This is a genomic window from Tahibacter amnicola (assembly GCF_025398735.1).
GTDB classification, from domain to species: domain Bacteria; phylum Pseudomonadota; class Gammaproteobacteria; order Xanthomonadales; family Rhodanobacteraceae; genus Tahibacter; species Tahibacter amnicola.
On sequence record NZ_CP104694.1, the window covers coordinates 3,838,493 to 3,858,780 of the forward strand.

Here is a 20,288-nt window from a genome sequence, read left to right on the forward strand (position 1 = left end):
TTGCTGCTGTAGGGCCGGTTTCCGACGATGCCCGATCGGATGAATCAGTAGACGTATGGCATAGTGCGGCGGGTATCGCCAAGGGTGTTGGCCATGCGAATCCGGGTCAGCTCGCGGAACAATGCCGTCTATCCCGCTGACGTGCCGCGCTATGTTCGATTGCTTAAGGGGTTCTTAGGGCATCAGGCGTTGGCGAACTCGCAGCGACGGCTCGATGATGAGCTCTCTCACCATGGGCTTTGCTACCGGCACCTAGCGATGGAGCGTCGCCCTTGGCTTTTTGCAGTCAGGGAATACGACGCCGCCACACTGGGCGGGCTGCGCACGCTGCGCCAATACCCAATCGACTTTCAGTTGTTGGCGGGCGACGGCCTGCTGTTGTCGAGTCTCCATGGCCTGATGTCGCCCGCGGTTCGGGCCAAATACGCGCGAGATCTGCTGCTCGATACGCACTTGGATTACATGCACGAGTTGCGTACGGCCTGGCAGTACTACCTCCGCGGTTTCCACCTGATCTGGCCAGAGCCTGGGCAGATCCGAGGTCCGGAGTTTCGAGTAAGCGGCGGCGGCCAGGACTTTGACGTCGAATGTCGCCATTTCGGCACCGACTTTTCGCAAGTGGCCAAGTCGCCGGCGGTCACTTCTTTGTGCGACGTGGTGTACGAAGTACTCGCAGCCCAAAATCGGTGGGGAGAGGTCAATCTCGAAATCCGAGACGGGTACGTGTTCGATAGTTCGCAGGTCAAAGGATGGCGTCGGACGCTCCGCGAGGCCATTGAAGCGGGCACCGCCGATTTCGAATTGGGTCCAACGGTCGGCGTCCGCTGGCAGATCCAACCCTCGCCAAGTCCGGAGCTCACTGCCAAGGATGTGGCGGCGCTTCGTCGCGGGACCGAGCCGGGTCAGTTCACCTGCGTTTGCACCAAACAACGTAACGGAAGCGGGGTCGAGGCAGTCGCGATGCGTTGCAGTACTCCGCGACGGACCGGCTTTGACCTGCGGGATCACCTCTATTCAACGCTCAAGGCCAAAGTGAAGCTGCAGCTGGGTAGTGATCGCGCTGGCGTCTTGGTGGTCAAGTTTTCAGGAATTTCTGACCGCACCGTGTTTGAGGAATCGGAGGGCATGCGAAGCGTGCTGGGGCGTCTTTTCCAGCAACCACAACTATCCACGGTGATCTTCCGTTGCGCGGACGTCATCGAGAGTTCCGACCACCTAACGGTAAGCAGTGGGCCGGCAGTCGTGTACCACAATCCGCATGCCAGCTATCCGGCCGTCCAGCAGTTCCGGCACCTGAGTTGATTGCTGATTCGTAACGCATTTGGCGGTTCAGGGGCCAGTTGGATGGCCTAACACCGGATAACGTCCAATTATCCGATGTGAGAAATTCAGAGTTTTCGGGTGATTTGCCGACAGAAAAATACGTAATGTAGTGCAATGTAATGGCTTACGATAAACACCGAGCGAGGTGATCATGGCACGAGGCGGGGTGTACCGAACGGACGTCGAGAATGCTCGTAACCAACTGTTAGCAAAGGGAAAACAGCCGACGGTGGAGGCCATTCGGGGGGTAATCGGAAGCGGATCCAATACAACGATATTGAAGCACCTGCAGGCCATCCAAGCCGAGGCAACACCGCGGACGAAAGTAGCCATCAGCGACTCGTTGGCTGAAACAGTTCAGCGACTCGCTCAGCAGCTGGAGGACGAGGCGGCCGAGCGCGTCAAACAGGCTCAAGCCGCCTGCGATGCCGCATTGGCGGAAGCGCGAGATCAGGTCAACCAAGCGCTCGGAGAGCGGCAAACCTTCGCCGCCCAGCTGGAGCGGACCGACGTCACCCTTAAGGCGGAACAAGCAGCCCACGCGGCTGCGCAAAAGGCCTTGAGCGAATCAAGCACGCAGAACCGCCAGCTTGAGGAGCGTGTCGCCGGCTTGTCCGCACGATTAGCGGAGCGCGATAGTCACGTGGCGTCCCTTGAAGACAAGCATCGGAATGCGCGGGACGCCCTGGAACACTTCAGGACCGCCACGAAGGAACAGCGAGACCAGGAGCACCGGCGCCATGAACATCAGGTGCAAGAGCTGCAGCTGGCGTTGCGTCAGGCGTCGGACGCGGGGGTGGCCAAAAACCACGAAATTCTCAAACTCAATCGCGACAATGCCCGGCTGGCCGAATTGTCCGCGCAGAATGATCGTGAACTTCGCCAGCTGCGAGCCGACCTCCGGCAGCGGGACCGTGACCTGGCGGACGCGAAGACGGTCTCGGTGGAGCTGCAAACCGTAAAGAAGGCCTGGGAAACCGCAACAGAAGCAATCGAGGTGCTAAAGGCCGACCTCGCGGCGCGGGAGACTGTTTTGGCGGTCGAACGACGAGCGCGACAGGAGGCCGAGCAGTTGGCGGCGCGAGAAGCTGGCCGCGCCTTGGCCATTGGGGAAGTGGTGGCGTCGTTTCGGAAGGGTTCGGGCATAACCGCCGGGCCTTACGACGAAAGTTGTGACTAACCGCACTACCGTAATCTGCATATCTGCGGATATGCTAACCCGCCTAGTCGAGATCGTTATGGCCACGACCGAAACCTTTGGATCCGTGATTTCCGCCGCCCGGCGCGCCAAGGGGTACAGCCAGAAAGAGCTGGCTGAGCGAGTGAAGCTCGTGGAGGACTCCGGCATGCTGAAATCGATTTCGCCGCAGTATCTGAACGACATTGAGCACGACCGTCGCAGTCCGTCGTCGGAACAACTTGTTCAGCAATTCTCCAAGGTTTTGGAGCTAAACGCCGACTATTTGGCCTTCCTGGCCGATCGGTGGCCGGAAAGTCTGCGGCGACAAATTAAGTCGGAACAAGACTTCGCCACCTTGGTCACGGCGTTCCGAAAACAGGCAGGGAAGACCCGCTAGATCGTGAAGCTGATTCCTGATCCCACCGGCCGATTTGCACAGCGCCCGTTCTACGAGGGCAACGAACTCGACATCGAGTGCGAACGGACGATGGGCGGATTTCTTCGGTCCCTTTACGGGAAAGTGTCCTTTCCAGTTTCCACCGACGACCTTACGAAGCTGATCGAACAGCACGTTTCGGATTTCGATTCCTACGCCGACCTTACTGCCGCCTACGGCGATGGCGTGGAAGGCGTTACCGAATTTCTGCCCCGTCAACGCCCCACGGTTCGCATCCACCAGGACCTCACCAACGACGCCGCACGGGAAAATCGGCTTCGCACGACGCTGACGCATGAACTTGGACATGTCCTGTTTCATACTTGGCTGTTTGATCAGCGCGCCGGTGGCGGGTTGTTCCCAAGTGCTCCACGCAACGACGACAAACAAGTCTGCAAGCGGGAAAATATCCTCGATGCGCCCCAGGTGGATTGGATGGAATGGCAGGCGGGGCATGCGTGCGGTGCGTTGCTGATGCCGGCATCGCACGTTCGCCGTCTTGCCAAGGAGGTTGCCATCCAGACTCCGCCGCCGTCCTTCGGCGACCTCGTTGTTGATTCAACGTATGGTCGAGCGCTAGTGCAGGCGATGTGCGCTCGGTTCCAGGTGTCCTCCGATGCCGCACAGGTGCGTGCGCACCGCCTGAAGTTGCTGGCACGTATCGACTTCGCGCTGAGGATCTAAAACCTCCGCCCCCTTTTGCTTGCAATCGAGCCGAAACTGGCGTACCGTGCTCGGCAGATCCGCTAATCTGCGGATTTGCGGTAAACGAATTGAACGCGAGGATCAGGCAATGTCGAACCAAGAGCATGAACGACCGCCACACGACGTGCGGATTCACATCGACCATAACCAATACCAGTCGCCTACGCCGACCACTGGTAACGCGCTCTATGCGCTCGGCAACGTCGCTGCGAATCGCCAGCTGTTCCGGCAAGCGCACGGCAATCAGGATGACGTGCTGATCGAACGGTCGGACGATCCGGTGGACCTGAAACAGGGCGACCATTTCTACAGCCACAAGGAGTTTCGTATTGTGGTGAATGCGCAGGAGAAGCTGTGGAACGAAACGACGATTTCGTTCGAGCAAGTCACGCTCCTGGCCTTCCCGAATCCACCGCCCGGAATTGTTATCACCTACACCGTCGAGTACGAAGCGGGCCCGCGTCCCAATCCGGAAGGTTCCATGACTGCTGGGCAATCAGTGCGCATCAAGAACGGGATGATTTTCAGTGTCACAGAAACTGGTCGATCGTAGTCCGGACCTGAAGCGTCTGCGCGACGAAGGGTATGACGTACGGGTCGTTGGTACACATTTGGTCGTTGCCAACATCCCGTACGTCACGTCCGCGCGAACAATTCAGCGGGGGGCATTGGTTTGCGTGTTGGATCTTCAACAAGATCGAACGACAACGCCCGCCACGCATACAGTCTATTTCGTCGGTGAAGTACCCTGCGACAAGGACGGCAAGCCGCTGGACAAAATCATCCATGACAGCACGCGGCAGCTCCTGGCGGAAGGCTTGGAAATCCAGCACATGTTTTCCAGCAAGCCAAATGGCTCTTACCCGGATTTCTATCTCAAGATGGCAACCTACGCGAAGATGCTGGTGCACCAGGCGCAGGCGATCGATCCAAGCGTCACCGCGCGGATATTTCCACCTATTCCCACAGACGGCGAGGATGACACGCCGTTCCACTATTTTGATACTGCATCGAGCCGTGCAGGCATCGAAGCACTATCATCAAAACTCCGATTGGACAGGATCGCTATCGTCGGTCTCGGCGGTACAGGCGGATACGTTCTCGATCTCGTCGCCAAAACGCACGTACGGGAAATCTATCTCTTTGACGACGACGACTTCTGTCAGCACAACGCCTTCCGCTGCCCCGGCGCGTTGGGCATCGACGATCTCAAGCCGATGAAGAAGGTCGAGTACTACAGCGCGCTGTACGGAAAACTACGCAAAGGGATTCGTCCGCGCACATACCGCATTGACGAGCAGAATGTCAGCGAATTGTCGAGCATGAACTTCGTTTTTCTCTGCCTGGACAGCGGAGAGGTGAAAGAAGTGATCATGGCCGAACTCGAACGAGCCGGCGTGCCATTCATTGACGTTGGGATGGGAATCGAGCGTAGCGACGATGCATTGACCGGCATTCTCCGCGTCACCACGAGTACGCCAGAAAAACGCGACCATGTGAGAGACAACGGACGCGTCTCATTTGCCCCGGCCGTTGGCGAGAATTTTTACTCGCGCAACATACAGGTCGCCGACCTCAACGCGCTTAATGCGACGCTTGCGGTTATTAAGTGGAAGAAGTTGTTTGGGTTCTACCACGATTTGAAGCGCGAACATCACTCAACCTACGTCCTCGAAACCAACAAACTATCGAGCGAAGACCGCTCATGACCAAACTCCATTCGCTGACGCATGAGTTCGTCGACTTTGTGCCAGAGCAGCTGGAGCCAGGTACGTTGTACGTTTCTATCCGCTACAAGAGCGCGTCGCACCTGTGTTGCTGCGGTTGCGGCGAGAAGGTCGTAACGCCGCTATCGCCAACCGGATGGCGTCTCACCTATGACGGGAAAACCGTTTCGCTGAGTCCATCAATTGGAAACTGGAATCTGGCGTGCCGCTCGCACTATTGGATCGAACGCAATCGGGTGGAATGGGCGGAGACGTGGTCACGGCAGCGAGCTGCTTCGGGATTTGCCCGAGACATCGCGGACAAACAGGCCTACTTCGCGCCAACTCCAATCGAACCGAGCCTGCCTGAGGCGGGCAACGTCAAGAGGACGCCATTGCTGACGTTTGTTCGGCGGTTTCTCAAGCGAAGCGCGAAATAGCCGGCGGCCCGCGAGCGTACGCGGCTTTCGCATGGAAATTCACGTAATTGTTCAATCGCTTATGCGCCAAGTGAGCGTTTTGGGGCAAATGTCGGCCGTCCCTCATGTGCGCTACCGCACCGACAGGGACTGCACGCGCGCGCAGGCTCTTGTCATGCATATGCCTATGCCACTGACCGAGCAGCGCGTCTACGACGCTGCCGACAATGCCTATCTTTCGGAAGGCGGCTATCTGGCGCCGATCGGAGATGGCGCCGCGGTAGTCGCTCGCGATACCGCCGCAGTCAGCCAGTACCGCGGCAGCGAACGATTGCCGCCTGCAGGTCCCACCCCGGACGAGCGCGGCCTACTGGCGCGTTTCGGTATCACCCATTCCGGTCGTCTCTATTGCTACGCACAGCGCAGCTACGAGCACCTTTACGACGCCCTCGTTCGCGCCTGGGCCGCGGCCAGACGCCCGCACTGACGCCGTTTCCGACACGGCATGCCATTTCGGCATCGCGTACCCCCGCTACGGCGCGGGGCAGTCGGCAACGGACAGCAGCAATGGCGTCGCTACTTGCCATCGCCGTGACCGGATTCAGACACCAGCGTGCATCGGTTGATGATCTGGGCGGGGCGTCGACCAGGGAATCCACGATGCGCCACGCGATGGAACGCAACCAACACCGGGCGACTTGCTAACCATGGTGCCATTCATGAGGAAAGCCCTGGTTGAAATGGGCTTATGGTTACACGCGGCGCTACGCGCGCCGGCACGTGGTTTCCTGCCGGACGGCGACAGCGAGCCACCGCTGCGGGCTGAACTGTTCAGCGCCGACCAGATGGAAGAACACGGCAGCGTGCTGGCAGCGTTCCATCGCGTGCAGCATGGCCCCGCACCGAACCGGCTGCTGCCACGCCTGGCCGACAACGAGGCCGTGCTCGTAGATACCTGCGCGCTGATCACCGCGGCAATCCGCGAGGGACGCCGCGTGACGCCGGCCAGCGAGTGGCTGCTCGACAACTACTACCTGGTCGACGAGCATGTGCGCACGGCCAGGCGTCATTTCCCCAAGGAATACAACCGGCAATTGCCACGCCTGGTCAATGGCGTGTCAGCGGATCTGCCGCGCATCTACGACATCGCGCTCAACGCGATTTCCCACGGCGACGGCCGCTTCGATCCGGAAAGCCTGCACCGCTTTGTCGCCGCCTACCAGCGCGTAGTGCCGCTGACCCTCGGCGAACTGTGGGCCATCCCCATCATGCTGCGGCTTGCCCTGGTCGAGAACCTGCGCCGCGTCGCCACGCGCGTCGCGCAGGACCGACGCGACCGCAATCTTGCCGCCGACTGGGGCGAGCGCATGGCCGATATCGTCGCGCACGATCCCAAGAGCCTGATCCTCGCCGTCGCTGACATGGCCCGTTCCGATCCACCGGCGAGTGCATCGTTTGTGGCGGAACTGATGCAGCGTCTGCTCGGCCAGAGCGCTTCGCTCGCCCTGCCCGTCTCCTGGCTCGCCCAGCGTCTGGCGGAAGACGGCGTGACCATCGAACAGTTGGTGCAGTCCGAACATCAGCAGCAGGCTGCCGACCAGATGTCCGTCAGCAACAGCATCGGCAGCCTGCGCCTGCTGCTGTCGACCGACTGGCGTAGTTTCGTCGAGGGCCTGAGCGACATCGAGGCGATCCTGGCCACCGATCCGGCCCAGGTCTACGTCGGCATGGATTTCTCGACTCGCGATGACTATCGGCACGCGGTCGAACACCTCGCACGCAAGGCAGGTAGAACGGAATCCGATGTCGCTGGTGCTGCGATCGCACTCGCCGCCGCCGCGGCACCTGGCACACCGCAGGCACATGTCGGCTACTACCTCGTCGGCGACGGGCGTGCAGCGCTACAAGGGAACTGCGGCTTGCGCCCGACGCCGCGTCACCTGCCGGTGCGGACCTACGTCTGTGCGATTGTGCTGATCACGTTGATCCTGGTCGGCGTGGCGGCGACGTGGCTGCCGCTGCCTGAAACGTTCGTCGGCCGCTGCGGCGTCGTTGTGCTGCTTGCGTTGGTCGCGAGCCAGCTCAGTGTCACCCTGGTCAACTGGCTGGCCGCCCACCTGGCTTCGCCGCAGGCGCTGCCGCGCATGGACTATTCACTGGGCCTGCCACCGGAGGCGTCGACGCTGGTCGTCGTGCCGACGCTGCTGGCCAACGCTGAGTCGGCCCAGGGCGATGTCGACGACCTGGAAATCCGTTACCTCGCCAACCGCCAGGCGAATCTGTATTTCGCGCTGTTGACCGACTTTCCCGACGCCGCATCGGAGCACTGCCCGGACGACGCGAGCGTGCTCGCCGCCGCCGTCGCCGGCATCGAACGCCTCAACCGGCTCTATGCCGATGCCGACGGCGCGGTGTTTTACCTGCTGCACCGGCCGCGCCGCTGGAACCCGAGCGAAGCCGCGTGGATGGGCGAGGAACGCAAGCGCGGCAAGCTCGGCGATCTCAATGCATTGCTGCGGGGGCACGGCGCCGCACGCTTCTCGTGCATCGTCGGCCCGGCCGAGCGCCTGCGCGTCGTGCGCTATGTCATCACCCTCGATGCAGACACGCGATTGCCGCACGGTGCCGCGCAGGAGCTGGTTGCCACGCTGCATCATCCGCTCAACCAAGCGCGATTGGATCCGCACAGCGGTCGCGTGGTCGCCGGCTACGGCATTCTGCAGCCGCGCGTCGGCACGACCTTGCCGCCGGCCGGCGCCTCGGCCTACGCCGCGCTGTTCGGTGGCGACCTTGGTCTGGATCCGTACACGCGCGCCGTTTCCGACGCGTATCAGGATCTCTTCGGCGAGGGTTCCTTCACTGGCAAGGGCATCTACGACGTCGACGCGTTCGAGCGCTCCCTCGCTGGACGCATGCCGCACAATCGCATCCTGAGCCACGACCTGCTCGAAGGCTGCTATGCACGTTCCGGCCTCGCGAGCGACCTGGCCGTGTTCGAGAGTTTTCCGCAGAGCTATGCCGCGGACATGAAACGCCGGCAGCGCTGGATCCGCGGTGACTGGCAGCTGACGCCTTGGCTGTGGTCGCGCGTACCCCTGGCTGACGGAACCCGTCAACGCAATCCGCTGCCGGCCTTGGCGCGCTGGAAGATCTTCGACAACCTGCGCCGAAGCCTCGTTGCGCCGGCGCTGTTGGCGCTGCTGATCCTGGCCTGGACGGGGCTCGCCGCACCGGTGCGCTGGACTGCGTGCCTGATGTTCCTGACCCTGTTGCCCGTGGCACTGGAAACCCTGCTGGCGACGGCACGCAAGTCCACCGACGCGTCCTGGAGACAACACCTGCGGCTGGCATCGCACAACGGTGCACGCCGCTTCGGGCAGAGCGCGTTCACGTTACTGTGCCTGCCCTACGAGGCCGGCATCTCGCTCGACGCCATCCTGCGCACGCTATGGCGCAGCCACGTCTCGCGCCGCAAGCTGCTGGAGTGGGTGTCTTCCAGCGCTATCCAGCGCGGCGGCGATGATAGCTGCGGCAGTTTCCTGCAACGCATGGCGATCGCGCCGGCGACGTCCGTCGTGACCGGTGCCGCGATCGTGCTGCACCAGCCTGCCGCCGTGGCAGTAGCCCTGCCCTTCGTCGCGCTGTGGCTGATCGCGCCCCTCGCCGCGTGGCTGGCGAGCCGTGCGCCGCGACTGGCTGAGACGCGGCTGGATGCGCGCCATGTTCCCGTGCTGCGCGAGGTTGCGCGCCGCACCTGGCGCTACTTCGAACACTTCGCCGGCCCCGACGACCACTGGCTGGCACCAGACAATTTCCAGGAACAGCCTTGCGGCGTGGTGGCGCACCGCACCTCGCCGACCAACATCGGCCTTGGCCTGCTCGCGACGCTGGCCGCCTACGACTTCGGCTATCTCACCCGCCAGCACCTGATCGAGCGTCTGGAGGCGGCGTTCGATTCGCTGGACCGCCTTGAGCGCTACCGTGGCCATCTGTACAACTGGTACGACACGCGCACGCTGGCACCGTTGCAGCCGCGCTACGTTTCCACGGTCGACAGTGGCAATTTCGCTGGCCACCTGCTGACGCTGCGCCAGGGTCTGCTGGCGCTGGTCGCCACGGTGCAATCGCCACGCCAGCTATTGCAAGGCGCTGTCGACACGGCAACGGAGCTGCACGGCCAGCTGACGCCACCGGCCCGGGGCGCGCTGGAACGGTGCATCGCTGCGGCGAATGTTGCCGTCGACGATACGGCGGTGCACACGGCCCTGCGCGACCTGCACCTCCAGGCGCAATCGCTGGCTGCCGATGAGGCCGAGACAGTGCCGGCGGGCTGGGCGCGCAGCCTGGTCCTGCAGTGCGCTGGCGCCGAGACTGAGCTGGCCGCGGGTCCGACGGCAGATCAGGCGGAGCGGCTGCACCGGCTTGCCGCGCGCGCCGCGCAGTTCGCGGTGCTCGACTACGAGTTCCTCTACGACCGCACGCGCGACCTGTTCTGCATCGGCTTCAACGCCACGGATCACCGGCGCGACAGCGGCTACTACGACCTGCTCGCCTCTGAGGCACGGCTGGGAATCTTCGTCGCCATCGCCCAGGGCCGCATTCCGATCCGCGGCTGGTTTGCGCTCGGCCGCCTGCTGATGCAGGCCGGCGGCACGCCGGTGCTGCTGTCCTGGAGCGGCTCCATGTTCGAATACCTGATGCCGAACCTGGTGATGCCGGTGTATCCGGGTTCGCTGCTGGCGCATACGGCCCGCGCCGCGGTTGCACGCCAGATCGCCTACGGCCACGAGCGCGGTGTGCCCTGGGGCGTATCGGAGTGCGGCTACAACCTGACTGATGCGGCCAACAACTATCAGTACCGCGCTTTCGGCGTGCCGGGCCTGGGCCTGCAGCGCGGCCTGGCGCAGGAACTGGTGATCGCACCTTACGCTTCCGCCCTCGCCTTGCTCGCCGCACCCAACGCGGCGGCGGCCAACCTGCAGCGCCTTCGCGACCTTGGCTGGCTTGGCAACTACGGCTACTACGAGGCGATCGACTACACCGCCACACGGCTGCTGCCAGGGCAATCGCAGGCCGTGGTCCGTTCCTACATGGCACATCACCAGGGCATGACCTTGCTGGCGCTGGCCCATGTGCTGCTGGACCGCCCCATGCAACGCCGCTTCGAGGCTGATCCGCAGGTGCAATCCGCATTGCTGTTGCTGCAGGAGCGTGTGCCGCGTACGAGTGGCCAGTCGGCCAGCGACCCGCGCCTCGTGGACGTGCGCGAGCAGGCCGACACGCCCTCGATACCGCTGCGCGTCTTCGATCGGCCCGACCCGGATTCGCCGGCCGTGCAACTGCTGTCCAACGGCCGCTACCAGGTCATGCTGACCAGCGCCGGTGGCGGCTACAGCCGCTGGCACGACATCGCACTCACGCGCTGGCGCGAAGACCCTACGCGCGACGCCTGGGGCTGCTACGCCTATCTGCACGATGTGGACAGCGGGCAGGTGTGGTCCACCGCGTTCCAACCCACGCTGCGCCCCGACGAGACCTATGCGGCAATCTTTACCGAGGCTTGTGTCGAATACCGCCGCCGCCACGGCGATTGGGAGACACATACCGAAATCGTCGTGTCGCCCGAGGACGACATCGAGCTGCGCCGCACGCGCATCACCAACCTGTCCGCCACCGAACGCGTGCTCGAGTTCACCAGCTACGCGGAAGTCGTGCTGGCGCCCGCCGTCGCCGACAGCCTGCATCCGGCCTTCAGCAAGCTGTTCGTCCAGACGGAAATCGTGGCAGCGCGCAACGCGATCCTGTGCTCGCGCCGGCCGCGTGACCGGCGCGATACGCCGCCCTGGCTGATGCACCTGCTGGTCGTGCGCGAAGGCGAAAGTGTTGCCGTGTCCTATGAAACCGACCGCGCGCTTTTCATTGGCCGCCGCCGCGACACGACGTGCCCGGCGGCACTGGAGCGCGGCGCCGTGCTGTCGGGTACCGACGGCTCGGTGCTCGATCCCATCGTTGCGATCCGCCATCGCATTCGTGTGGCGCCCGAGGCAACAGCGCAGATAGACCTGGTCGTCGGCGTCGGCACCAACCGCGAACACTGCCTGCAACTGGCGGACAAATACCGCGACCGCCGCCTGGCGGACCGCGTCGTTGACCTTGCCTGGACGCACAGCCAGATGGCGCTGCGCCAGCTCAATATCAGCGAAGCCCAGGCGCAGACCTATGCACGCCTGGCCGGACGCCTGCTCTACAGCCACCCCTCGCTGCGTGCCGACGCGCAGCTGGTATTGCGCAACCGGCGCGGCCAGCCGGGCCTGTGGGCGCATGCGATCTCCGGCGATCTGCCGATACTGCTGGTGCAGATCAGCGACATTGCCAACCTGGCGCTGGCGCGCGAAGCCTTGCAGGCGCACGCCTATCTGCGCATGAAGGGATTGGTCGCGGATCTCGTCATCTGGAACGAAGAGCGTGCCGGCTACCGGCTGGACCTGCGCGACGCGCTGATGGGCATGGTCGCTGCGAGTGTGGAGTCGAGCCTGCTGGACCGGCCGGGCGGCGTCTTCGTACGTGCCGGCGAACAGATATCGCACGAGGACCGCCTGTTGCTGCTGGCTGTGGCGCGCATCGTGTTCGACGATCGCAAGGGTGGGCTGGGCGACCACCTGCGCCGCCGGCCGGCCGCCGAAGTCCTGGTGCCGCGCCTGGTGCCGAACGAGGCCGCGCGACCTGCGCCGCCCGCCTCCCCGCTTGCGACCGAACCCGCGCTCGTGCTCTACAACGGTCACGGTGGCTATTCCGCCGATGCGCGCGAATACATCATCGTCAGCCGGCCCGGCGAGGCCACGCCAATGCCCTGGGCCAACGTCATCGCCAATCCGGACTTCGGTTGCGTCGTGTCGGAAGCCGGTACCGGTTATACCTGGCGCAGCAATGCGCACGAATACCGCTTGACCCCCTGGCACAACGATCCGCTCAGCGACGTCGCCGGCGAAGCCTTCTACGTGCGCGACGAGGACAACGGCCGCTACTGGTCGCCGACGTTGCTGCCCGCGCGCGGCACGGGCAACTACGTCACGCGGCATGGCTTCGGCTACAGCGTGTTCGAGCACGCGGAAGACGGCATCCTGACCGAACTGCGCGTCTATGTCGCGGCCGACGCCGCGGTGAAGTTCTTCGTACTGCGCGTGCGCAACGCTTCGGGCCGGCACCGCGCGCTATCGGTTACCGGCTATGTCGAATGGGTGCTTGGCGATCTGCCGGCGAAATCGGCCATGCACGTGGTCACCGAACTCGACCCGCACAGCGGCGCGCTGTTCGCGCGCAATCCCTTCCATCCGGAATTCGGCGACTGGGTGTCGTTCTTTGACGTCGATGAACCCGCACGCACGCTCACCGGCGACCGCCTCGAATTCATCGGACGCAACGGCAATCTCGCCCGTCCCGCGGCGATGGAGCGCACCCGCCTGTCGGGTCGTGTCGGCGCGCTGATGGATCCCTGTGGTGCGATCCAGATTCCGTTGGATCTGGCCGACGGCCAGTCGCGTGAAGTCATCTTCCGTCTTGGCACGGCAATCAGCGCCGAAGCGGCCAATGCGCTGGTGCTGCGCCTGCGCAAGACCGGTGTCGCGCGCGTGGCGCTCGCCGCCGTCACTAGCCAATGGCGGCAGCTCCTCGGCGCAGTGGAAGTGCAGACACCGGACTCATCGCTCGACGCCCTGGTAAACGGCTGGCTGGTTTATCAGGTCATCGCCTGTCGCCTGTGGGGACGCAGTGGCTATTACCAATCGGGTGGTGCCTTCGGATTCCGCGACCAGCTGCAGGATGCAATGGCGCTGGTGCACGCCGCGCCGCAACTGCTGCGCGCGCAGCTGCTGCTGTGCGCCTCGCGCCAGTTCAAGGAAGGCGATGTGCAGCACTGGTGGCACCCGCCAGCGGGCCGCGGTGTGCGCACGCGCTGTTCCGACGACTATCTCTGGCTGCCGCTGGCAACCTGCCGCTACATCATCTGCAGCGGCGATACTGCCGTTCTCGACGCGACCGAAACCTTCCTCGACGGCCGCGCGCTCAACCACGACGAGGAGTCCTACTACGACCTGCCCCTGCGCTGGGACACGCCGCTGCCGCTGTACGACCACTGCGTGCGTGCGATCGAGCACGGACTGCGCCTGGGACCCCACGGACTGCCACTGATTGGCAGCGGCGACTGGAACGACGGCATGAACAATGTCGGTGCCGAGGGGCGCGGCGAAAGCGTGTGGCTGGGCTTTTTCCTGCACCGCGTGCTACTGGACTTCGCGCCGCTGGCGCTCGCCCGTGGCGATGCGGCGTTCGCCACACGCTGCCGCGACAGCGCTGCCCAGCTGCGCACGAGTCTGGAAACCAGCGGCTGGGACGGCGATTGGTACCGCCGCGCCTATTTCGACGACGGCACGCCGCTGGGTGCCGCCGCAAATGTCGAATGCCGCATCGATTCCATCGCGCAAAGCTGGGCTGTGCTGTCCGGCGCCGCACCCGACGAGCGTGTCGCGCAGGCGCTGGACGCGCTGCAGGCGCATCTGGTTCGTCCGGGTTCGCAGCTGATTCAACTGCTGGATCCGCCGTTCGACGGCGCGGGCGCCGACCCGGGATACATACGCGGCTATGTGCCCGGCGTACGAGAGAACGGCGGCCAGTACACGCATGCAGCGATCTGGGCGGCGATGGCGAATGCGCAAGCAGGTCGCACCGAAGCCGCCTGGCAGCTGTACGACATGATCAACCCGGTGCGCCACGCGCTCACGCGTACCGACGTGGACACTTACCAGGCAGAGCCCTACGTGATCGCAGCCGATGTCTATGCCGTGGCACCGCATACCGGTCGCGGCGGCTGGACCTGGTACACCGGCTCCGCCGGCTGGATGTATCGCCTGAGCGTGGAATCACTGCTCGGCATACGCCGCGAGGCCGACACCTTGCGCATCGATCCCCGCCTGCCGGCGCACTGGCCGGGATTCCGCTGCACCTACCGCTACGGCAGCAGCGTTTACCGCATTGCGGTAACGGCAGACGCCGAGGCCCGCTTCGTCGAAGGCGGCACCGTGCTGCGCCTGGTCGACGATGGTGCCGAGCATGTCGTTGATATCTCGGTCCGTAGCCGTGCGGCCTCCGACGTGGCGGACACCCGCGTCGACGCTACCCCATAGCGGCCCCGGTCACGGCCGCGCAGTTGGTATCCGCGCCTCTGCCCGATGCGCGGTAACGCCGTCAATTTCCTCTGCATCCGGCCCAAGCCCATCTTGCAAGCCATTGATTCAATAGGTGCTTGAGCCTGTGGCAACGTTTGCGCGCGACGTCGCGCCATCGCATTTCAGACTCAAAACGCCCGGACATTGCGCAGGAGATGTCGCCGAATGGGTTCGAACGCCGGATCGCCGTAGAGCCCTGGGAAACCCGCACATTCGAGAATCGCCGTGCGCAAATAGCCGACCAGGTCGATGGCTCCCGGCAAAACGCTCACCGGGCGCTCGCACCACGCGAAGTTCTGCCATGGCGCGAGCCATGCCTCGCCAATACCAATACCGTAAGGAACGCCGCCACTAATGTTGTCCTTGTGATAACCATCAGGCGACAGCGAGATCAGCGTCGGGCTGGCATCGCTTTCCTCCGCATCTACGATGTCGTCTACGCAGACATTCATCCATTCGCGCGTGCAAGCAGCGACCATGACGCCATCGCAATATTCGCGCGACACGCCAATGCGGTTCCAAAAATCGACGTGCGCATAGTTGTCGAGATCGACGAACATGAGCCCACCGACGGAGCGCCAGAATGTGACGAGTACCGACGGCACGACGATGCGCGTGCGGTCTTCAACCCCGCGCACGAGCACGTCGAGATCTGATGCCGACGGTACGACAACCTCGCGGACGGGGTAGCGCAGCGCGGCAAGTTCCCGCGCGATGGTGCGCGCGGCCACGGCACAGCCAGCGAACGCTTCTGTTGCCGCTGCATACGCTAAGTCGCCGCCTGTTTCCGCGTTAGCGCGCCATCGTCGCTGGCGTTCGAGGATATCATTCGGGTCGATTGTGCCCTCCCCTCAGCGTCGTGCCGAGTGCCGTGCCGTGAGCTTCATCGAAGCTGCTGCAAATCTCCAGGCAGCCATTGCCGCCGGGCAGTCCAGCGGCTTCGACGACTAAAGCCGAGTCACGCAGGTGAGCAGGCAAGCCGTTCTATCGAGGCGATGGCTGCGCGCATGCGCTCGCGCGCAGCCGGGTTCGCCGAATGCACATGGATCAGCGGCGGAACGAAGCCGTGTACGACCACTGCTTCCTCGATCCAGGCAATGACGTCATAGCCGGTCCCGCGGGCATCGTCGCCGAGGTCGTGATCGAGACTAAGCTCGACCACGCCGCCTTGCTGCAGCAGCGCAATGGCTTCGTCAGGCCAGTAGACGCGCGTCCAGCCAGAAGGCGTGGCGCGTTCGTCGTCCAGGTAGACGCGCATTCCAGCGGCGTCCGCAGCAGGTGTCGTGAGCTTGAGCATGGCACCAGCATGCGCGACGGCCGACGTGCGGGCAACTGCCAAGCGGCCGTCAAACGCTCGTCCGGCTGGCGCGCGGTTCGGTTGCCAGTTTGTGTGGGAATACTACTGACATTTCGCAAGCCATTGATTCATAGATGCCTGGCTCAGTGACAGCGTTTGCGCGCACCGACACTGTCGTTGCTCGCTTACCGCTAGAATCGTCCCCCGCCGCCGTCCAGTACGCCACGCTGCGTCTGTCGCATCGGCAGGCTCGCCACCCACACAGGACGCCGGCCCTCGATGGAAACCGTGTTATTGCTCGGAGTCATACAGGGCGCCATCACCGGCCTGGGATTGCTGTTCTATGCCGGCCGCAAGAATGGCTCGCACTGGCTGGCTTTGGGTGTGCTGGCGCTGTCGCTGACCCTGCTGCGGCTGTGGACGCACGCGGCCGGGCTTGAAGCGCATGGGTTGCTGCGGCGGCTGCCACTCAGTTTCGATCTGGCGATCTTTCCGCTGTTCTACCTGTACGCGCTGAGTCTCACGGCGGCCTCGGCCGCATCCATCCGTCGCGCGTTCGCCTGGTTGCTGCCGTGGACGATCTTCATCGGCTATTCCGTACTCGTCTACGCGGCGGCTATCGGGGAGTCGGGCGTCCCGCAGATGGATGCAGTCGCCGGGCGGTGGCACTACTGGCAGTTCAAGCGGATCGAGGATTACCTGACGATCGGCATCAACACCGTGCTGGCGGGGCTCATCTGGTCGCGGGTCAGTCGTTACTACGCCCGCATCGAGCACTGGTTGCCTGAGCGGTTCGCGGATCTGCTGCGCCTGCTGAAGACCGTCATGGCCCTGGCACTGGTCACGGCCGTCGTCAACCTGGTCAGCTTTTCAGCAGAGCACCTTCTTGGGCTCGGCGACCGTGGGGTGTTCAGCCATGCGGCCCAAGCGTTCTACGTCGTGCTGGTCTACACGGTCGGAATCGTCGGCTTCCGGCTGAAGGATCTGCCGCAGTTTCCGGAGGCGACGACCGAGCCCGCCCCGCCTGCCCTGCCTGCCCGGCCGGACCCGGGCACCGATGATGCCTTCCAGAAGCTGCAGGCCCTGATGCAGACCACGCAGTTGTTCGCCGATCCCGATCTGAATCTGAACACCGTCGCGCAACGCCTGGGTTTGACCGCGACCGAAACCTCCCGTGTGATCAAGGAAGGCTCGGGCAAGCACTTCCGTGCCTACGTCAATGAGTTCCGCGTCGAGGCCGTCAAGCGGAAGCTGCTCGATCCCGACTACCGCAGCGTGTCGGTACTGGCGATCTCGCTCGAATGCGGTTTCAACGCCGAATCGAGCTTCTATCGCGTCTTCAAGGCGGCGACAGGCCTGTCGCCAACCGATTTTCGCCAGCGGCCCTAGCCGGAGACGGCCTCTCATCGTTTTTTGAGAGCATCCACTTCGCTGGCGGGAGGCCCATCGGCCGTGGCTTGGGGGAGCCTGAGTGCTCCATTTCCCAGGAAGAGCCACCCGATGACACCCCGCCATTCCGGTTCGCACCTCGCCGCCGCCCTCTGTGCGGCGCTGCTGTCTCTCGTGTCCGGCTGCGCGTTGAACACGCGCTCGCCCGGCCTTGCCGATTTCCCGAGATCCCCGCACTGGAATGCGCCCGCCATCGCCCAGTTGACGAGAGACGCTCCCGAGCATCGCTCCGATGCCTTGATTATCGCCAAGGGAGATCAGCTGGTTTTCCGGCATGGCCAGACCGTCGAGAAGATCAATACGCATTCGGTCCGGAAGAGCATCGTTGCGGTGCTCTACGGCATTGCCATCGACAAGGGCATCCTGAAGCTCGACGACAGCCTCGAAGCGCTCGGCTACGACGACCGGGTAACGCCCCTGACCACCGGCGAGAAGCAGGCCACGATCCGCGACCTGCTGATGTCGCGGTCGGGCATTTACATCGATGCTTCCGGCCAGAACTGGCAACGCCCGGACCGCCACGCGTCCCGACCGGGCGAATCGTTCTTCTATAACAACTGGGGATTCAATGCGCTCGGCGAAATCCTCGAGCGCAAGACGGGCATGGGGCTGGGCGAGGTGATCGCCGAGTGGCTGGCCAAGCCGCTCGGAATGCAGCACTTCACCCCCGCGGATGTCGATTGGGACAGCATCGATGGATCGAGTGTCCGGCAGTACGTCATCTACATGAGCGCCGACGACCTGATGCGCCTCGCCGTCCTCGTGGCCGACGAAGGCAACTATCGCGGCAAGCGCCTGGTACCGGCGGAGTGGATCCGCGACATGACGGCCACGCACTCCTCGACCGCAACCGACCCGAAAGACGCCTTTGGCGGAGGCTTCTTCGACGGATACGGCTACCTGTGGTGGACGCGCCACCAGAACGGGCGGCGCCTGGTCTGCGCCGACGGCTGGGGCGGGCAGTACATCATCATCGATCCGGAAACCCGTCTCGTAATGATCAATCGCCGCAACACCGGCACGAACCTATTGGCCCAGGGCTGGTTCCTGTGGCGTGGTGTCGAGACCGATCGCCCGTACGTCTATGCCCTGTTCGAACAGGTCAACGGCTTGCTTCAGACAGATGGCGTGCAAGCGCTAACGAAGCAGGCCGACCAATGGAGCTATTGACCACGATCAGCTCGTTGGATGTCATGGAGCCTAGCGCCGTGTTAAGCGGCCGCGCACGCGCGGACCACCAGCTTGAATGAACATCGGCTGCGCGGTCCGCTTGAACACCCAGCTAGCGCGCATCCTCGCGGACGTTCCAAAGGAGATTCAGCGCCTCGGCAACCTCTTTGGCGTGCGGTGCATCGCACAACTTCGGGTTGCCGGCGTAGAACGCAAAGTAGGACCCGTCGTAGCGACCTTCGATGAGGTAGCCGGTCCCGTCGTGAACGCGACACGTAACAGATGAACCATTCAAGGCAGCGAATTCGGCGAACTGGCGAAGAATGCCACGGGCATCGCTTCTGCGCTGCGAATAGACCCGTCCATATGCGTCGCCAGGCCGGTGAACCCCATCAACAACGATTTCGTTTGAGTACACGCTGATACGGGTCGGGGTAACGATCCATCCTGTCCAAAGCCCGGTGACACCACCACCAGCCCAAACACGAAGTTCCCTCCCTGACGTGGCCTCGGGAAGAGGCTGTACACCCGCGGCCGTCCACAGGTCGTTAGCTTGCCCCGAGTAGTCATCGATCCGACGGAGCTCCTCGGCGTCGGGTACTGCAAGCAGCAGGCTGCACAAGAGAGCAAGCATGCGCGCTAACGTTCGACGTAAGGGGCTGGCCGCAGGCCAGTCCCCGTGACGGAGGGGTTAGGCGGCACTCTCACGCCCAACCCTTTTGACGCGCCGCGTCGGCTTGGCGACGCTTCTGCAACTTGGACTGATTGTCGGCAGCCAGCTTTTCGAAGTCGGGGTGACGTGCGAAGTACGGACCGTTCACGAGTCATCCGAATGCCGCCTAACTCAAAATAGACCGCCCCGACACTACCCCCTGACACCCCCTACGTCAATCGCAGCATATATTTATACCCAACATTTACAGTTACTTACCTGGCTTTATCGCGCTTGCATCGCCACGTAAGGCCACCTAAGGTTTCGCTGATGAAAGACATGCCGCCGGCCCCGCGAAAGCTACTGGATCTGGTCCGCGATCGGGTGCGGGTGTGCACTATTCGATACGCACAGAGCAGGTGTACGTCGATTAGGTGAAGCGCTTTGCGCTGTTTCATGGCAAACGCCATCCGCGCGAGATGGGAGCGGAAGAGGTCAGCGCATTCCGGTCGTATCTCGCGGTTGAGCGCAGCGTTTCGGCGTCGACGCAGAATCAGGCGAAGTCGGCGCTGCTGTTTCTGTACAAGGAAGTGCTGCAGCAGGATCTTCCCTGGCTGCAGAAGGTCGTCGCGGCGAAAGTCGCGCGACGGCTGCCGGTGGTGTTGACGCAACACGAAGTGCGCGCGTAGCCGCTCCGCACGCAGCGCCGGCCACATGCGGAACCCTTCCG

15 protein-coding genes are annotated in these 20,288 nt (G+C 63.4%); 12 read left to right on the forward strand and 3 right to left on the reverse strand.

Annotated features, from left to right (window positions below):
- Positions 1-93: 93 nt before the first annotated feature.
- The 9 genes from N4264_RS15335 (at position 94) to N4264_RS15375 (ending at position 14,948) form a co-directional block, all read left to right on the forward strand.
- The gene (locus tag N4264_RS15335) at positions 94-1,302 is read left to right on the forward strand and encodes a hypothetical protein (protein WP_261693109.1); all 1,209 of its coding nucleotides are present in this window, start codon (positions 94-96) and stop codon (positions 1,300-1,302) included.
- Positions 1,303-1,489: 187 nt separating this feature from the next.
- Positions 1,490-2,503, forward strand: coding sequence for a DNA-binding protein (locus tag N4264_RS15340; RefSeq protein ID WP_261693110.1), 1,014 nt, complete (start codon positions 1,490-1,492; stop codon positions 2,501-2,503).
- A 58-nt stretch (positions 2,504-2,561) separates the two neighbouring features.
- Positions 2,562-2,900 (forward strand): helix-turn-helix domain-containing protein, encoded by a 339-nt coding sequence (locus N4264_RS15345; RefSeq protein ID WP_261693111.1) that lies wholly within the window; start codon positions 2,562-2,564, stop codon positions 2,898-2,900.
- A gap of 3 nt (positions 2,901-2,903) precedes the next feature.
- Positions 2,904-3,623, forward strand: a complete 720-nt coding sequence (locus tag N4264_RS15350) for an ImmA/IrrE family metallo-endopeptidase (RefSeq protein WP_261693112.1) — start codon at positions 2,904-2,906, stop codon at positions 3,621-3,623.
- 109 nt (positions 3,624-3,732) lie between these two features.
- Positions 3,733-4,197 carry a multiubiquitin domain-containing protein gene (locus tag N4264_RS15355; protein ID WP_261693113.1) on the forward strand — a complete coding sequence of 155 codons (465 nt, stop codon included), beginning with the start codon at positions 3,733-3,735 and terminating at the stop codon, positions 4,195-4,197.
- A complete protein-coding gene (locus tag N4264_RS15360) occupies positions 4,172-5,353 on the forward strand; it encodes a ThiF family adenylyltransferase (protein WP_261693114.1) in 1,182 nt (393 codons plus the stop codon). The genes N4264_RS15355 and N4264_RS15360 overlap by 26 nt, the downstream gene beginning before the upstream one ends.
- Positions 5,350-5,790 (forward strand): ubiquitination-like system serine protease family protein, encoded by a 441-nt coding sequence (locus N4264_RS15365; protein WP_261693115.1) that lies wholly within the window; start codon positions 5,350-5,352, stop codon positions 5,788-5,790. Before N4264_RS15360 ends, N4264_RS15365 begins: the two co-directional genes overlap by 4 nt.
- A gap of 154 nt (positions 5,791-5,944) precedes the next feature.
- A complete protein-coding gene (locus tag N4264_RS15370; RefSeq protein WP_261693116.1) occupies positions 5,945-6,256 on the forward strand; it encodes a hypothetical protein in 312 nt (103 codons plus the stop codon).
- A 232-nt stretch (positions 6,257-6,488) separates the two neighbouring features.
- Entirely contained in the window at positions 6,489-14,948 is an 8,460-nt protein-coding gene (locus N4264_RS15375) for a glycoside hydrolase family 94 protein (protein ID WP_261693117.1), read from the forward strand.
- 170 nt (positions 14,949-15,118) lie between these two features.
- Here the strand turns inward: N4264_RS15375 and N4264_RS15380 are convergent, their stop codons facing one another.
- On the reverse strand, positions 15,119-15,721 hold the full coding sequence (locus tag N4264_RS15380) for a hypothetical protein (RefSeq protein ID WP_261693118.1): 603 nt from the start codon (positions 15,719-15,721) through the stop codon (positions 15,119-15,121).
- Positions 15,722-15,948: 227 nt separating this feature from the next.
- Entirely contained in the window at positions 15,949-16,287 is a 339-nt protein-coding gene (locus N4264_RS15385) for a cyclic-phosphate processing receiver domain-containing protein (RefSeq protein WP_261693119.1), read from the reverse strand.
- Positions 16,288-16,566: 279 nt separating this feature from the next.
- Between N4264_RS15385 and N4264_RS15390 the strand changes: the two genes are divergently transcribed.
- Entirely contained in the window at positions 16,567-17,676 is a 1,110-nt protein-coding gene (locus tag N4264_RS15390; RefSeq protein ID WP_261693120.1) for a helix-turn-helix domain-containing protein, read from the forward strand.
- A 111-nt stretch (positions 17,677-17,787) separates the two neighbouring features.
- On the forward strand, positions 17,788-18,906 hold the full coding sequence (locus N4264_RS15395; RefSeq protein WP_261693121.1) for a serine hydrolase domain-containing protein: 1,119 nt from the start codon (positions 17,788-17,790) through the stop codon (positions 18,904-18,906).
- 112 nt (positions 18,907-19,018) lie between these two features.
- Here the strand turns inward: N4264_RS15395 and N4264_RS15400 are convergent, their stop codons facing one another.
- Positions 19,019-19,540, reverse strand: coding sequence for a hypothetical protein (locus N4264_RS15400; RefSeq protein WP_261693122.1), 522 nt, complete (start codon positions 19,538-19,540; stop codon positions 19,019-19,021).
- A gap of 452 nt (positions 19,541-19,992) precedes the next feature.
- On the opposite strand from N4264_RS15400, the gene N4264_RS15405 reads away from it, so the two are divergent.
- The gene (locus N4264_RS15405; protein ID WP_261693123.1) at positions 19,993-20,247 is read left to right on the forward strand and encodes a phage integrase N-terminal SAM-like domain-containing protein; all 255 of its coding nucleotides are present in this window, start codon (positions 19,993-19,995) and stop codon (positions 20,245-20,247) included.
- Positions 20,248-20,288: the final 41 nt, after the last annotated feature.

What these genes read in the sequence shown, in the direction of transcription:
- N4264_RS15335 (WP_261693109.1), top strand. Translation starts at nt 94, where the DNA reads ATGCGAATCCGGGTCAGCTCGCGGAACAATGCCGTCTATCCCGCTGAC.
- N4264_RS15345 (WP_261693111.1), top strand. Translation starts at nt 2,562, where the DNA reads ATGGCCACGACCGAAACCTTTGGATCCGTGATTTCCGCCGCCCGGCGC.
- N4264_RS15355 (WP_261693113.1), top strand. Translation starts at nt 3,733, where the DNA reads ATGTCGAACCAAGAGCATGAACGACCGCCACACGACGTGCGGATTCAC.
- N4264_RS15365 (WP_261693115.1), top strand. Translation starts at nt 5,350, where the DNA reads ATGACCAAACTCCATTCGCTGACGCATGAGTTCGTCGACTTTGTGCCA.
- N4264_RS15370 (WP_261693116.1), top strand. Translation starts at nt 5,945, where the DNA reads ATGCATATGCCTATGCCACTGACCGAGCAGCGCGTCTACGACGCTGCC.
- N4264_RS15375 (WP_261693117.1), top strand. Translation starts at nt 6,489, where the DNA reads ATGAGGAAAGCCCTGGTTGAAATGGGCTTATGGTTACACGCGGCGCTA.
- N4264_RS15385 (WP_261693119.1), bottom strand. Translation starts at nt 16,287, where the DNA reads ATGCTCAAGCTCACGACACCTGCTGCGGACGCCGCTGGAATGCGCGTC.
- N4264_RS15390 (WP_261693120.1), top strand. Translation starts at nt 16,567, where the DNA reads ATGGAAACCGTGTTATTGCTCGGAGTCATACAGGGCGCCATCACCGGC.
- N4264_RS15395 (WP_261693121.1), top strand. Translation starts at nt 17,788, where the DNA reads ATGACACCCCGCCATTCCGGTTCGCACCTCGCCGCCGCCCTCTGTGCG.
- N4264_RS15400 (WP_261693122.1), bottom strand. Translation starts at nt 19,540, where the DNA reads ATGCTTGCTCTCTTGTGCAGCCTGCTGCTTGCAGTACCCGACGCCGAG.